At 71.3% G+C, this 14,095-nt stretch carries 15 protein-coding genes; 10 read left to right on the top strand and 5 right to left on the bottom strand.

Annotated elements, in window-relative coordinates; genetic code table 11:
- Positions 1 to 41 precede the first annotated feature (41 nt).
- Positions 42 to 1,451 (bottom strand): aminopeptidase P family protein, encoded by a 1,410-nt coding sequence (locus tag FHX80_RS18915; protein WP_145765254.1) that lies wholly within the window; start codon positions 1,449 to 1,451, stop codon positions 42 to 44.
- Between the two features lie 215 nt (positions 1,452 to 1,666).
- On the opposite strand from FHX80_RS18915, the gene FHX80_RS18910 reads away from it, so the two are divergent.
- Positions 1,667 to 2,650: a helix-turn-helix domain-containing protein gene (locus FHX80_RS18910; RefSeq protein WP_145765253.1), complete on the top strand. Its 984-nt coding sequence runs from the start codon at positions 1,667 to 1,669 to the stop codon at positions 2,648 to 2,650.
- Between the two features lie 259 nt (positions 2,651 to 2,909).
- Here the strand turns inward: FHX80_RS18910 and FHX80_RS18905 are convergent, their stop codons facing one another.
- On the bottom strand, positions 2,910 to 3,548 hold the full coding sequence (locus tag FHX80_RS18905; protein ID WP_145765252.1) for a PH domain-containing protein: 639 nt from the start codon (positions 3,546 to 3,548) through the stop codon (positions 2,910 to 2,912).
- A gap of 146 nt (positions 3,549 to 3,694) precedes the next feature.
- Here FHX80_RS18905 and deoC point away from each other — a divergent pair, with 146 nt between their 5' ends.
- The 3 genes from deoC to FHX80_RS18890 are packed head-to-tail and all read left to right on the top strand — an operon-like array spanning position 3,695 to position 7,024.
- Positions 3,695 to 4,642: a deoxyribose-phosphate aldolase gene (deoC, locus tag FHX80_RS18900; RefSeq protein ID WP_145767378.1), complete on the top strand. Its 948-nt coding sequence runs from the start codon at positions 3,695 to 3,697 to the stop codon at positions 4,640 to 4,642.
- A 5-nt stretch (positions 4,643 to 4,647) separates the two neighbouring features.
- Positions 4,648 to 6,084 (top strand): aldehyde dehydrogenase family protein, encoded by a 1,437-nt coding sequence (locus FHX80_RS18895; protein ID WP_145765251.1) that lies wholly within the window; start codon positions 4,648 to 4,650, stop codon positions 6,082 to 6,084.
- Positions 6,077 to 7,024, top strand: coding sequence for an aldehyde dehydrogenase family protein (locus FHX80_RS18890; protein ID WP_145765250.1), 948 nt, complete (start codon positions 6,077 to 6,079; stop codon positions 7,022 to 7,024). Before FHX80_RS18895 ends, FHX80_RS18890 begins: the two co-directional genes overlap by 8 nt.
- 59 nt (positions 7,025 to 7,083) lie before the next feature.
- Here the strand turns inward: FHX80_RS18890 and FHX80_RS18885 are convergent, their stop codons facing one another.
- Entirely contained in the window at positions 7,084 to 7,500 is a 417-nt protein-coding gene (locus tag FHX80_RS18885) for a hypothetical protein (protein WP_145765249.1), read from the bottom strand.
- Between the two features lie 75 nt (positions 7,501 to 7,575).
- On the opposite strand from FHX80_RS18885, the gene FHX80_RS18880 reads away from it, so the two are divergent.
- Positions 7,576 to 8,283, top strand: coding sequence for a uridine kinase family protein (locus tag FHX80_RS18880; RefSeq protein WP_145765248.1), 708 nt, complete (start codon positions 7,576 to 7,578; stop codon positions 8,281 to 8,283).
- A gap of 407 nt (positions 8,284 to 8,690) precedes the next feature.
- Here FHX80_RS18880 and FHX80_RS18875 read toward each other — a convergent pair whose 3' ends face one another.
- Positions 8,691 to 9,452, bottom strand: a complete 762-nt coding sequence (locus FHX80_RS18875) for a SigE family RNA polymerase sigma factor (RefSeq protein WP_145765247.1) — start codon at positions 9,450 to 9,452, stop codon at positions 8,691 to 8,693.
- A gap of 192 nt (positions 9,453 to 9,644) precedes the next feature.
- On the opposite strand from FHX80_RS18875, the gene afsQ1 reads away from it, so the two are divergent.
- The 5 genes from afsQ1 to FHX80_RS18850 all read left to right on the top strand — a co-directional run bounded on the left by afsQ1 (position 9,645) and on the right by FHX80_RS18850 (position 13,605).
- Positions 9,645 to 10,322, top strand: coding sequence for a two-component system response regulator AfsQ1 (afsQ1, locus tag FHX80_RS18870; RefSeq protein WP_026249390.1), 678 nt, complete (start codon positions 9,645 to 9,647; stop codon positions 10,320 to 10,322).
- Entirely contained in the window at positions 10,319 to 11,857 is a 1,539-nt protein-coding gene (locus FHX80_RS18865) for a sensor histidine kinase (RefSeq protein ID WP_145765245.1), read from the top strand. Before afsQ1 ends, FHX80_RS18865 begins: the two co-directional genes overlap by 4 nt.
- The gene (locus tag FHX80_RS18860) at positions 11,857 to 12,471 is read left to right on the top strand and encodes a hypothetical protein (RefSeq protein ID WP_425281704.1); all 615 of its coding nucleotides are present in this window, start codon (positions 11,857 to 11,859) and stop codon (positions 12,469 to 12,471) included. The genes FHX80_RS18865 and FHX80_RS18860 overlap by 1 nt, the downstream gene beginning before the upstream one ends.
- Positions 12,472 to 12,756: 285 nt before the next feature.
- Positions 12,757 to 13,305 carry a VanZ family protein gene (locus FHX80_RS18855; RefSeq protein ID WP_145765243.1) on the top strand — a complete coding sequence of 183 codons (549 nt, stop codon included), beginning with the start codon at positions 12,757 to 12,759 and terminating at the stop codon, positions 13,303 to 13,305.
- A gap of 93 nt (positions 13,306 to 13,398) precedes the next feature.
- The gene (locus FHX80_RS18850) at positions 13,399 to 13,605 is read left to right on the top strand and encodes a PspC domain-containing protein (RefSeq protein WP_145765242.1); all 207 of its coding nucleotides are present in this window, start codon (positions 13,399 to 13,401) and stop codon (positions 13,603 to 13,605) included.
- 77 nt (positions 13,606 to 13,682) lie between these two features.
- Here the strand turns inward: FHX80_RS18850 and FHX80_RS18845 are convergent, their stop codons facing one another.
- Positions 13,683 to 13,997 (bottom strand): hypothetical protein, encoded by a 315-nt coding sequence (locus FHX80_RS18845; RefSeq protein ID WP_145765241.1) that lies wholly within the window; start codon positions 13,995 to 13,997, stop codon positions 13,683 to 13,685.
- Positions 13,998 to 14,095 lie beyond the last annotated feature (98 nt).

Here is a 14,095-nt window from a genome sequence, read left to right as displayed (position 1 = left end):
GCTGCCGGGGCCCCTCCTTCTACGTGCTCACTCCTACCCGCTCAGCCCGCGAACCGGGCCATCCACGCCTCGACGTCGTCCGCCGACCGCGGCAGGCCGTCCGAGAGGTTCTCGTGGCCGTCCTCGGTGACGACCAGGTCGTCCTCGATCCGGACGCCGATGCCTCGCCACTCCTCGGGCACGGTGAGGTCGTCCGGCTGGAAGTACAGACCGGGCTCGACGGTGAGCACCATGCCCGGCTCCAGCACGCCGCCAACGTACTCCTCGTTCCGGGCCTGCGCGCAGTCGTGGACGTCCAGACCGAGCATGTGCCCGGTGCCCGCCATGGTGAAGCGGCGCTGGAGGCCGAGTGCGAACGCGCGGTCGGCCGGGCCCTCGATGAAGCCCCACTCGACCAGCCGGGTCGCGAGGTGGCGCTGGGACGCATCGTGGAAGTCGCGGTAGGCGGCGCCCGGCTTCACGGCGGCCATGCCCGCCTCCTGGGCCTCGTACACCGCGTCGTAGACCTTGCGCTGCACGGGCGTGAAGGTGCCGTTGATCGGGAGCGTGCGCGTGACGTCGGCGGTGTAGAGGGTGTGGGTCTCCACGCCGGCGTCGAGCAGGAGCAGGTCGCCGGGGCGCACCGGGCCGTCGTTGTCCGTCCAGTGCATGATCGTGGCGTGCTCGCCCGCGGCGCAGATCGAGCCGTAGCCGAGGGCGTTGCCCTCGAGTCGGGCGCGGCGGAAGAACGTGCCCTCGATCCACCGCTCGGACGAGGCGACCGCGAGGGAGAGTTCGCCGACCACGTCGGTGAATCCGCGCACGGTGGAGTCGACGGCCTTGCGGAGCTCGGCGATCTCCCAGTCGTCCTTGACGAGGCGGAGGTCGCTGAGCGCCTCTTCGAGTTCGTCGTCGCGCTCCTCCTCGGTGGTGACGGCGCCCTCCAGCGACGGGTCGATGCCGCGGACGATCCGGGTCGGCGCGTCGGAGGCGGCCAGGTCGGCGACCGCCGTGCGGACGTCGCGGCAGGGCAGACCGAGCACGCGCTCCGACTCGGCGAGCGAGCGGCGCCGGCCCATCCACAGTTCCGCCGTGGGGCCGGTCCAGAACTCGTCGTTGTCCCGGCTGTCGCGCGGCAGCTGGAAGCAGTAGGCGTCGTGGCCGCCGTCCGCACGGGGTTCGAGGACGAGGGCGCCGTCGCGGGCCCGGTCGCCGGTCATGTGCACGTAGCCCGTGTACGGCCGAAACGGGTAGCCGTCGTCGTTCGAGCGGACCTTGATGTTGCCCGAGGGAATCACGAGGCGTTCGCCCGGGAAGCGCGCGGAGAGCGCGGCGCGGCGGTCGGCCGCGTACGGGGCCTGCTCGTCGAGTTCGAGGTCGTGCCGCTCGGTGTCCGCCCAGCCCGTCCGCATCAGCGCGGACAGTTCCTCGGAGATCCCTGAGTAGAGACCGTTCTTTCGGCCTTTCGCCACGTCGTACACCTTCTTCTGGGTGGGTTCCTCGGCGGCGAGGGGCGGCGGAGGCCGTTCGGACCGGCGCCGCTCCCGGGTGCTGACCGGATGCCCTCGCTGCCGCCGGTCGGCGGCGGCAGCCGGACGGTACCCCGCACCGCGCGCGCCTGGTGCCAAGGAGTGCCACTGGCACGAATCGGCCACGGCCGGGACGGGGGCCGACGGATAATAAGGGCATGACGAACGCGAAACTCGGCGAGGCCCTTCGGCTCCTGGGGCTCGATCACGCGGCGGGCCAGGTCTATCTGGCGCTGCTCGATCGTGCCCCCGCACCGCTGAGCGCGATCGGCGCGGCGGCCGGTGTGGAGGGGGCGGAGCTCGTCGCGGCGTACGACGCGCTGGTCGACGCGGGTCTGGCCAGCGCCGCCGGGGAGGGCGAGGACGTGGTGGCCCCGGTGCCGCCGGCCGCGGGTCTGGAGATCCTCGCCAGGCACCGGGCGAGCGAGGTCGAGGAGTCGCGCATCGCCGTCGGGGGCGCGTTCGAGTCGTTCCGGCGTCAGCGGCTCGCCGCGTACAACGACCATCTCGTCGAGGTCGTCACCGGCGACGACGTCGGCCCCAGGATCCGGCACGCCTGGGCGAGCGCCCGCGATCAGATCCGGCAGTTCGAGTCACCGCCGTACTTCCCGCTGCCCGGCGCCACGGAGGACTCACTGGCCACGCTCGCCCGCGGTGTGACGCAGCGTGTCGTGTACTCACGGGCGTCGCTGGAGTACCCGGGCCATCTGAAGGACGTCGTCGAACCGTGCGTCAGGGCCGGCGAGCAGGCCCGGGTGCTGTCGTCCGTGCCGGTCAAGCTCGTGATCATCGACGACGCGTACGCGCTCGTGTCGTTGTCGATCAAAGAGGCCGACGTGCACAACAGCATGCTGGTCGTGCAGCCGTGCGGACTGCTGTCCGCCCTGATGGCACTGTTCGAGCAGTCCTGGCAGAACGCCCTGCCGCTCCACGGCCGGACCACCCGTCCGGGCGGTCTGCCACCCGCCGACCGCCGTCTGCTGTGGCTCCTGGCGGGCGGTGCGAGCGACGAGGCCATCGCGCGCGAGCTGGGAATCAGCCGCCGCACACTGTTTCGCCGCCTGCAGATCCTGATGGCCCGGCTGGGCGCGGCGAACCGCTTCCAGATGGCCTTGCAGGCACAGCGCAGCGGATGGCTGTGAGCGGCGACGCCGCCGGTCGCGGGCCCAGGTCGTGGCCCCGCGGGCCCTCAGATCAGCCGGTCGCGGGCCCAGGTCGTGGCCCCGCGGGCCGCCCTCAGATCCTGTCGGGTGACCTTCGATCGGAAAGCGGACGCGGTCCGGTGCGTGCGGTTCCAAGGCGCCCGAAGGCCCTCGTAGCGGAGCCACCAGGGCGTTTCGGCAACGCGGGAAGCGTGCGTGCCAGGGCGTGCGGCCCGGTCAGAGGTCACCCGACAGGCTCTCAGCCCGTCGCCCCCAGCACCACCAGCAGCACCGCGCCCACCACGGCCGGCGCGATCACCTCGTACGCCCAGCGCACCGAGGCGACGGCGTCGCCCGCGACAGGCGTGTCGCCCGCCCGTTCGGCCATCTCCCGCAGGTCCACCATGGCCTGGTCGGCGCCCGCGGTCAGCGCCTTGGTGGCGCGTACGTCGGCGGTCACCGACGTCCTGCCGTACGGGTCGTCCATCGACTGGCGGGACTGCCGGCGGGCGGCCTTCTTGCGCTGCCGCAGCGATACCGGCACCGCCCAGAGCTGGTACTTCGTGCCGTCCTGCGTGAACAGCTCGCTGGAGTAGCTCGCCCGCACGTCGGCGACGTCGGTCCACGGCAGCGTGATCGTGCGGAACGGGTTACGGATCCGGATGCGCCGGTCGTTGGCGGACACCACGGGGCGCACGGTGAAGGCGATCACCAGCGGGACCGCGGTCAGCAGCCCGGCCAGTGCCATCCACGGCACCCGGCCCTCGCCCCGGATCGCGGCGTCCACACCGATCCACAGGATGAGCAGGAGCAGCAGGGCGCCCCCGACCAGCCCGGCGGGCGACCGGAACGTCCGGTCGGCGTAGGTGGGCTCGGAGGAGGGCGTGGGGCTCGTCATGAGCCCGATTCTGCCTGACGTGCGCAAGGGGTGCGGGGGCGGCTTCCCGATGGCCGCGCGCCCGGCGGCTCGGGGCCGTGCGAAGTGCGAACGGCCGGGCCCCCTGTACAGGCCGCTACGCGCGTAGATATGCTCATCTGGTGACCATGCCCACCACTGCAACAGCATTCGCCGACGCGACGGCGTCCGACAGTGCGCTGCGCCGCTTCCTGCACGGGCTGCCCGGCGTCGACGCCGTCGGCCTCGAAGCGCGCGCCGCCTCGCTCGGAACCCGTTCGATCAAGACGACGGCCAAGGCCCACGCCATCGACCTCGCCATTTCGATGATCGACCTGACGACGCTGGAAGGCGCGGATACCCCGGGCAAGGTCCGGGCGCTCGCCGCCAAGGCCGTCCATCCCGATCCCACCGACCGCACGGCCCCGCGCACCGCCGCGGTCTGTGTCTATCCCGACATGGCGGCGATCGCGGTCGACGCCCTGGCCGGCTCCGGCGTGAAGGTGGCGTCCGTCGCGACGGCCTTCCCGGCCGGCCGTGCCGCGCTCGGCGTGAAGCTCGCGGACGTCCGCGACGCCGTGGCCGCCGGGGCCGACGAGATCGACATGGTGATCGACCGGGGCGCCTTCCTCTCCGGCCGCTATCTGAAGGTGTACGAGGAGATCCTCGCCGTGAAGGCCGAGTGCGGCCGGGCACGGCTGAAGGTGATCTTCGAGACCGGCGAGCTGTCCACGTACGACAACATCCGGCGGGCCTCCTGGCTCGGGATGCTGGCGGGCGCGGACTTCATCAAGACGTCGACCGGCAAGGTCGGGGTCAACGCCACGCCCGCGAACACCCTGCTGATGCTGGAGGCGGTCCGCGACTTCCGTGCGCAGACCGGCGTCCAGATCGGTGTGAAGCCGGCCGGCGGCATCCGCACCTCCAAGGACGCCATCAAGTTCCTGGTCCTGGTGAACGAGACGGCGGGCGAGGACTGGCTGGACAACCACTGGTTCCGCTTCGGCGCCTCCAGCCTGCTGAACGACCTGCTGATGCAGCGCCAGAAGCTCAGCACCGGCCGTTACTCCGGCCCCGATTACGTGACGGTGGACTGATCCCCATGGCATCTGCATTCGAGTACGCACCCGCCCCCGAGTCGCGTTCGGTCGTCGACATCGCGCCCTCGTACGGGCTGTTCATCGACGGCGAGTTCACCGACGCCGCCGACGGCAAGGTCTTCAAGACGGTCTCGCCGAGCAGCGAGGAGGTCCTCTCCGAGGTCGCCCGCGCCGGCGCCGAGGACGTGGACCGGGCCGTGCGGGCGGCCCGCAGGGCGTTCGAGAAGTGGTCGGCGCTGCCCGGCTCCGAGCGCGCCAAGTACCTGTTCCGCATCGCCCGGATCATCCAGGAGCGCTCCCGCGAGCTCGCCGTCCTGGAGACCCTGGACAACGGCAAGCCGATCAAGGAGACCCGCGACGCGGACCTTCCGCTGGTCGCCGCGCACTTCTTCTACTACGCGGGCTGGGCCGACAAGCTCGACCACGCCGGCTACGGCGCGAACCCGCGTCCGCTCGGCGTGGCCGGCCAGGTCATTCCGTGGAACTTCCCGCTGCTGATGCTCGCGTGGAAGATCGCCCCGGCGCTCGCCACCGGCAACACGGTGGTGCTGAAGCCCGCCGAGACGACGCCGCTCTCCGCGCTCTTCTTCGCGGACATCTGCCGCCAGGCCGGTCTGCCCAAGGGTGTCGTCAACATCCTCACGGGCTACGGGGACGCGGGCCAGGCCCTCGTCGAGCACGAGGACGTCAACAAGGTCGCCTTCACCGGCTCGACCGCCGTCGGCAAGGCCATCGCCCGGAGCATCGCGGGCACCGGCAAGAAGGCCACGCTCGAACTGGGCGGCAAGGGCGCCAACATCGTCTTCGACGACGCCCCGATCGACCAGGCCGTCGAGGGCATCGTCACCGGCATCTTCTTCAACCAGGGCCAGGTCTGCTGCGCGGGCTCGCGGCTCCTGGTGCAGGAGTCGGTCCAGGACGAGGTGCTGGACGCCCTCAAGCGCCGGCTGACCACGCTGCGCCTCGGCGACCCGCTGGACAAGAACACCGACATCGGCGCGATCAACTCCGCGGAGCAACTGTCCCGGATCACCGCGCTCGTCGAGACCGGCGAGGCCGAGGGCGCCGAGCGCTGGTCGGCGCCCTGCGAACTCCCCTCCTCGGGCTACTGGTTCGCACCGACGCTGTTCACCAACGTCACCCAGGCGCACACCGTCGCCCGCGACGAGATCTTCGGCCCGGTGCTGTCGGTCCTGTCGTTCCGTACGCCGGACGAGGCGGTCGCCAAGGCCAACAACAGCCAGTACGGCCTCTCGGCCGGCATCTGGACGGAGAAGGGCTCCCGCATCCTCGCGGTGGCGAACAAGCTCCGGGCGGGCGTCGTCTGGGCCAACACGTTCAACAAGTTCGACCCGACCTCGCCGTTCGGCGGATACAAGGAGTCGGGCTTCGGCCGCGAAGGCGGCCGTCACGGTCTGGAGGCCTACCTCGATGTCTGACGGACGACTGAGTGTCTTCAAGACCTACAAGCTGTACGTCGGGGGCAAGTTCCCCCGCTCCGAGAGCGGCCGGGTGTACGAGGTGACCGACTCCAAGGGCAAGTGGCTGGCCAACGCGCCGCAGTCGTCCCGCAAGGACGCCCGCGACGCGGTCGTGGCCGCCCGCAAGGCGTTCGGCGGCTGGTCGGGCGCGACCGCGTACAACCGCGGCCAGGTCCTCTACCGCGTCGCGGAGATGCTGGAGGGCCGCCGGGAGCAGTTCGTACGGGAGGTGGCGGAGGCCGAGGGCCTGTCGAAGTCCAAGGCCGCCGCCGTCGTGGACGCGGCGGTCGACCGCTGGGTCTGGTACGCGGGCTGGACCGACAAGATCGGCCAGATCGTGGGCGCGGTGAACCCGGTCGCGGGCCCCTTCCTCAACCTCTCCACCCCCGAGCCGACCGGTGTGGTCACGGTTCTGGCCCCGCAGGAGTCGTCGTTCCTGGGTCTGGTCTCGGTGGTCGCCCCGGTGATCGCCACGGGCAACACCGCGGTCGTCATCGCCTCGGCCGACGCCCCGCTGCCCGCCCTGTCGCTGGGCGAGGTGCTGGCCACCTCGGACCTGCCGGGGGGCGTGGTCAACATCCTCTCCGGGAGGACCGCGGAGATCGCCGCGCCGCTCGCCTCCCACCAGGACGTGAACGGCATCGACCTCACGGGCGCCGACGCGGCACTGGCGAAGGAGCTGGAGATCGCGGCGGCCGACAACCTGAAGCGGGTGTTCCGCCCGCTCGTCTCCCGCGACCACGCCGAGAAGGAGGCGAAGGGCGCGGATCGTCCACAGGCTGTGGACGGCACCGACTGGTCGGCCGATCCGGGCACGCACCGGCTCACCGCGTTCCTGGAGACCAAGACGGTCTGGCACCCGACGGGCGCGCTGGGCGTGTCGGGCTCCTCGTACTGACGGGCGCGTGAGCGTGGCCCGCGCCCCCGGTGTTCCCGGCGGCGCGGGCCACGTCCGTGTCAGCTGTGCAGCAGCCCCGTGACCTGCCCCACCACGGGCAGGTCCTTCAGCGCGCCGCCACTGGTCACCGGGTCGGTGACGGCGGCCGTGGAGACCGGCTTGAAGTCGGCGATCTGGGTACCCACCGCGTTGTCCAGCGGGTCCGTGCCGGTGCCGGCCAGCGGGTCGAGCCGCAGATGCGTCACCGGGGCGATCCCGCTGTTCAGCGAGTGGCCGAGTGCCCCGGCCACCCCGCCACCGGCCGCGTCGAAGGCCTCGCCGAGACTGCTGTCGGTGCCCGTCGCCTGCACGAGGGGCAGCGGCGCCGCCTGGGCCGCCGCACCCCCCGCACCGAGCGCGGCTCCCACCGCGGTGACGGTCAGGCCTGCCCGCAGCAGAGCGCGGCGCCGGGACTTGGAAAGTGCGTGACGTGCCATGGATTTCCCACCTGATCGGGCCGATCGAACCATCAATCGAGTAATCGTTTGAGTGCACAGCGTAGTTGAGGTGTGATGCTCGATACCAACGAGACCTCCGGGGGGTCCCCTGTGCGGGTCAATGCCTCACACTCATGTCCTGTGAGTTCCCAAGTGTTTTCGACCCGTGTCGTCCTGTTGACGGGCCCCTCCGGCTCCGGCAAGTCCTCCCTGGCCGCCCGTACCGGCCTTCCGGTGCTGCGGCTGGACGACTTCTACAAGGAGGGCGACGACCCCACGCTGCCGCTCGTCCCCGGCAGCACGGACATCGACTGGGACTCCGTACGGTCCTGGGACGCCGACACCGCGGTCGCCGCGATCACCGCGCTGTGCCGCACCGGCCGCACCGACGTGCCGCTGTACGACATCTCCACGAGCTCCCGTACCGGGCACGAGGTCCTCCACATCGAGCGCACCCCGCTGTTCGTGGCCGAGGGCATCTTCGCCGCCGACATAGTCGAGCGGTGCCGGTCGCTGGGGGTGCTCGCGGACGCCCTGTGCCTGCGCGGCCGCCCGACGACGACGTTTCGCCGACGGCTGCTGCGGGACCTGCGGGAGGGCCGCAAGTCGGTGCCGTTCCTGCTGCGTCGGGGGTGGCGGCTGATGCGGGCCGAGCGGCGGATCGTGGCGCGTCAGGCCGAACTGGGGGCGTACCCCTGCGGCAAGGAGGAGGCGCTGGGGCGGTTCGCCGCGGCCGCGGCGGGACACTGCCGGGCCCGGGCGGCGCGCGGCGTGGCGCCGTAGGCAGGCCGTATCCGCACGGTCCCGTCCGCACGGTCCCGCCGGACGGCCTCGGGGCCGACGACGCGATGATGTGCGGCTCCGTACCGGTCACACGCGAAGGGGCCGCTCGTCATGAACGGCCCCTTCGCGTACGCCGACGGGGCCGGACAGGACCCCCCGGCCCATCCGGCCCCGCAGCGTATTCCCCCGAAAACCGCCGCCTCCCCCGAAGCGGCAGCCCCGTTCTCCCCCGAAAACCGCCGCCTCCCCCGAAGCGGCAGCCCCGTTCCCCCCCGAAAACCGCCGCCTCCCCCGAAGCGGCAGCCCCGTTCCCCCCGAAAACCGCCGCTTCCCCCGAAGCGGCGGCCCCGTTCTCCCCCGAAAACCGCCGCCTCCCCCGAAGCAGCGGCCCCGTTTCCCCCGTTGCCTCAGGCCACCAGCTCGCCGAAGGACTCTTCCTCGTCACGGCCGAAGCTGAGGACCTCGTCCTCGCGCAGCCGGCGGAGCGACCGCCAGATGCTGGACTTCACCGTGCCGACACTGATGTCGAGGATGGACGCGATCTCCGGGTCCGTGCGGCCCTCGTAGTAGCGCAGGACCAGCATCGTGCGCTGGAGCTCCGGCAGCCGCGCCAGCGCCTGCCAGAGCACGGCACGCAGCTCCGTACCACGCATCGCGTCCGTGTCGCCCGCCGTCTCCGGCAGCTCCTCGGTCGGGTACTCGTTCAGCTTGCGCCTGCGCCAGGCGCTGATGTGCAGATTGGTCATGGTGCGGCGCAGATAGCCGCCGACCGCCGCCTTGTCGCTGATCCGGTCCCATGCCCGGTACGTCGAGAAGAGGGCGCTCTGCAGCAGGTCCTCGGCCTCGAACCGGTCGCCGGTCAGGTGGTAGGCGGTGGCGTACAGGGAGGCACGGCGTTCCCGGACGTAGGCCGTGAACACCGCTTCGGCGTCCTCGTCCCGCGCCGGGGTCTGCCGCTCCCCCGTGGCCTCCCCGTACGTGCTTCCCCCGTTGTTCCCGCCCTGTGCGGCAGGTGCGTCGACCACCGTCATGTACGACGGGTGCTGACGCCTGGCGACGCGTTCGCACGCCCGCCCGTTCATTGCGGAGCCGGACTTCTCGGTGTTCCGCCCGACGTCGTGGAGACGCGTGACAACTGCGCTTGCGGTGATGCTGTGAGTTGCGTTCATCTCGCGCCCCCCGTCGGTGGAGTCCGTTCGTTCCTTGTTTCAACAAGCTTGCCGGGGCAGTTTCATGGCACTGTCCCCCAACTGTCACAGGCCTGTCACAGGGCCCGGCGCGGGTGCGATCCGGGTGCGCCGGATGCATAAGAGGGGACCAACTGTCGAACTAGGGCTCCCCCATGGGTCAGAATGACCAGCGTGCCTTTCCTGTTGCTGATCGAGGACGACGACGCCATCCGCACGGCCCTCGAACTCTCGCTGTCACGCCAGGGCCACCGAGTGGCCACCGCGGCGACGGGAGAGGACGGCCTCAACCTGCTGCGAGAGCAGCGACCCGACCTGGTCGTGCTGGATGTGATGCTGCCCGGGATCGATGGATTCGAGGTGTGCCGGCGCATCCGGCGCACCGACCAGCTGCCGATCATCCTGCTGACCGCGCGCAGCGACGACATCGACGTCGTGGTCGGACTGGAGTCCGGTGCCGACGACTATGTGGTGAAACCCGTTCAGGGCCGGGTGCTCGACGCCCGGATCCGCGCGGTGCTGCGCCGGGGCGAGCGCGAGTCCACGGACTCCGCGACGTTCGGGAACGTGGTGATCGACCGGTCCGCGATGACCGTCACCAAGGACGGGGAGGACCTGCAGCTCACGCCGACCGAGCTGCGTCTCCTGCTCGAACTGAGCCGCCGGCCCGGCCAGGCCCTGTCCCGGCAGCAGTTGCTGCGGCTGGTCTGGGAGCACGACTACCTCGGTGACTCCCGGCTGGTGGACGCCTGCGTCCAGCGGCTGCGCGCGAAGGTGGAGGACGTGCCGTCCTCGCCGACCCTGATCCGTACCGTGCGGGGCGTGGGATACCGGCTGGACTCGCCGCAGTGAGCACGGCTGTGCGGCGGAGCCTGCTCGCCGGGCTCCGCTGGACCAGCCTGCGGTTGCGGCTCGTCGTCGTCTTCGCACTGGTGGCGCTGACCGCCGCGGTGTCCGCGTCCGGGATCGCGTACTGGCTGAACCGCGAGGCGGTGCTGACCCGTACTCAGGACTCGGCGCTCGGGGACTTCCGGCAGGAGATGCAGAACCGGGCGGCCTCCCTGCCGGCCCGCCCCACCAAGGACGACCTGCAGGACGCCGCCGTGCAGATGGCGAGCAGCAGTCCCGGTTACAGCGTGATGCTGATCGACGAGCGCGGCCCCGGGAAGCCGATCGTCGGCAACTCCGACCTGGACAGCTTCACCCGGACCAACGTCCCGCTGTCGCTGCAGAAGCAGGTCAACAAGAAGCAGCCGGTGAAGGCCGGCAACAAGTACCAGTACCACCTGTTCTGGCAGCGGACCTCGATCCGCGGCAAGCCGTACCTCGTCGGCGGCACGAAGATCATCGGCGGCGGTCCGACCGGTTACATGCTCAAGTCCCTGGACCAGGAGCGGCAGGATCTGAACTCCCTCGCCTGGTCGTTGGGGATCGCCACCGCGCTCGCCCTGGTCGGTTCCGCCCTGCTCGCCCAGGCCGCGGCGACCACCGTGCTGCGTCCGGTGCAGCGGCTGGGCGATGCCGCGCGCAAGCTCGGCGAGGGCAAGCTCGACACCCGGCTGGTGGTGTCCGGGACCGATGAACTGGCCGATCTCTCAAGGACGTTCAACAGAACGGCGAGCTCCCTGGAGAAGAAGGTCGCGGACATGACCGCGCGCGAGGAGGCCAGCCGCCGCTTCGTCGCCGACATGTCGCACGAGCTGCGCACCCCGCTCACCGCGATCACCGCGGTCGCCGAGGTGCTGGAGGACGAGGCCGACAACCTCGACCCGATGATCGCGCCCGCCGTGCACCTGGTGGTCAGCGAGACCCGTCGGCTCAACGACCTGGTGGAGAACCTGATGGAGGTCACCCGCTTCGACGCGGGCACGGCCCGTCTCGTCCTGGACACCGTCGATGTCGCCGACCAGGTGACGGCCTGCATAGACGTCCGCGCCTGGCTGGACGCGGTGGACCTGGACGCCGAGCGCGGCATGATGGTCCGCCTCGATCCGCGCCGGCTCGACGTGATCCTGGCGAACCTGATCGGCAACGCGCTGAAGCACGGCGGTTCGCCGGTACGGGTCACGGTACGGACCGAGGGCGACGAGCTGGTCATCAAGGTCCGCGACCACGGCCCCGGCATCCCCGAGGACGTACTGCCCCATGTCTTCGACCGCTTCTACAAGGCCAGCGCCTCCCGGCCGCGGTCCGAGGGCAGCGGTCTCGGTCTGTCGATCGCCTTGGAGAACGCCCACATCCACGGTGGTGACATCACCGCCACTAACTCGCCGGACGGCGACGGTGCCGTGTTCGTACTGCGCCTGCCGCGCGACGCCGAGGCGCTGAGCCGCGCCACCGAGGGTCACGACGCGGAGATCCCGGACGAGGAGGACGACGCGACGTGATGCGCAGCGAACACCGGGGCCGCCGCCCCGCCGCGGCAGTGGCCGGGGCCGTGCTGTGTGCGGTACTGGCCGCGGGGTGCGGGATCAGGACGACCTCGGTGCCGGTCGACGCGGGGCCCGCACCGTCCCGGGTGCCGTGCGCGATGACCGCGCAGGACGGCACCGCCCAGCCCCGGCAGGTCATCCCCGTGGAGGTCTATCTGGTCTGCGCCGCGCAGCTGGTCACGGTCGACCGCACACTCCAGCTCCAGGGGACGAAGCCCGACCGGCTCGGGGTCGCCGTCGCTCTCCTGGACGAGCTGCGGAGGAAGCCCACGGGCCCCGAGCAGCGGGCGGGGTTCTCCACGGACGTCCCGTCGGAGCTGCGGGTCACCGGTCCCCGCGCGGGCGACCCGAAGGGCGCGCTGCGGCTCAGCCGGCAGCCGGAGGACCTGCAGCCCGAGGCGCTGGCCCAGATCGTCTGTACGTACACGGAGAGCGAGGAGCTCGTCCAGAACGGCCCGGTGCTGCTCGGCGGCCCCGGGGACTACGCGCCGCGCGGCTACCTGTGCACGGCGGAGACGAAGGCCCGCCCGAAGGCCGCACCGACCCTGGGCGCGGTCCGGCTGTCATGAGCGGCGCGGCTGTCGTGAATGGCTCGGCTGTCCTGAACGGTCCGGCTGTCCCGAGCGGTCCGGCTGTCCTGAACGGCGCGGCTGTCCCGAGCGGCGCGGCTGTCCTGAACGGTCCGGCTACCGTGAGCGGCGCGGCTGTCCTGAACGGTCCGGCTGCCGTGAGCGGCGCGGCTGTCCCGAGCGGTCCGAATGTCGTGAGCGCGTTGCTCCGCCCTGCCGCACGGTGAGCCAGGTCTCCCCCGCAGGAGCGGAACCGATCCTGCCGCTACCCGCGTCTTGGGGAGCGTGCGTCAAGGTTCGGGCGGCCAAGCCGTCATCCGTTTCCGCGCGGCCGGAGTGTCGCTCCTCCTCGCGCATCTGCTGCTCGTCGGGTGGCTGACTCTTCGCCCGCTGGACGTGCCGTGGATGACCGCCGCCAACCTCTCGCCGTTCGCCGGCATCAAGGCGGACCTGACTCTGGGCCCCGCCGCCGCCACCCGCCGGATCGGCGGCGAGCTTCTGCTGCTGGCGCCACTGGGTGTGCTGCTGCCGATGGCCGGGGGCCGCCTCTTCGTCTCGCCGTGGGCCTCGCTCGCCCGTACCGTCGCGGCCGGGGCACTGATCTCGCTGGCCATCGAGCTGGGCCAGACCGGGGTGCCCGGCCAGGTCGTCGATGTCGACTCGCTGATCCTGAACACGATCGGCGTCGCGCTCGCCCATGTGCTGTTCGTACCGGCGTGCCGGGCGCGGCTGCGCCGCCGCAAGCAGCAGCGGATCCGGATGCTTCCCCGGGCCGGCCATGGCGTCCCTCAGGGGGCGACCCCGACGATTTCCAGGGTCGGCATCGCCCCGTAGAGCGATGCTTCGCCCGTGTTCGGCGAGACACCATGGATACATCGGGAGCACAACGGACTGCTCCACCGGTAACGGTTCGCGAAGGAGCCCACCATGGCCGCACTTGCCCGCCCCCGTGACGGACGCATGATCGGCGGAGTGTGCGCAGCGCTGGCACGGCGCTTCGGCACCTCCGCGGGAACCATGCGCGTCATCTTCCTCGTCTCGTGCCTGCTGCCGGGCCCCCAGTTCCTGCTCTACCTGGGACTGTGGCTGCTGCTCCCCCAGGAGCGGCAGTCGTCCGCCTCCACCACCTGGTAGTCCCGTACGCACGTCTCCCGCACCTGTGGGCGGGCACCCGGCCGGGCGCCCGCCCACGGGCGTGCGTCGTGAGGGTGTCAGCGGCCGAGCGGCAGACCGTTGGCCGACAGACCGCCGGTCTTCAGGCCGCCGGTGGGCAGACCGCCGAGGAGACCCTTGGCGGGGGCGGTGACGTCGTTCACGGCCTTCGTCTGGCCGGTGCCGAGAAGCTTCGTGGCGGTGTCCTGGACCGGCAGGGTCGAGGTGGCGTTCGCCAGTGCGCCGGCGACGGGCAGGGCGCTGGTCGCGGTGTCGATCGGCAGTGCGGAGGCCGAAGCGGTACCGGCGGCGGCAGCGGCGAAAGCGGCACCGACAACGGCGACGCCGAAAGTCCTGACAGCAGACTGCTTCATGTGAATTTCATCCTTGGGGAAGGGGATGTGAGCGGCTCTGCAACCTAGCCAGCCCGATGCCCGTCCCGCAAACATCGAGAAAACACGAAAACGGCCGG

The organism is Streptomyces brevispora (assembly GCF_007829885.1).
GTDB lineage: Bacteria > Actinomycetota > Actinomycetes > Streptomycetales > Streptomycetaceae > Streptomyces > Streptomyces brevispora.
The sequence above is the reverse complement of the archived record's forward strand: the minus strand, read 5'-3'. Positions and strand labels throughout refer to the sequence as shown.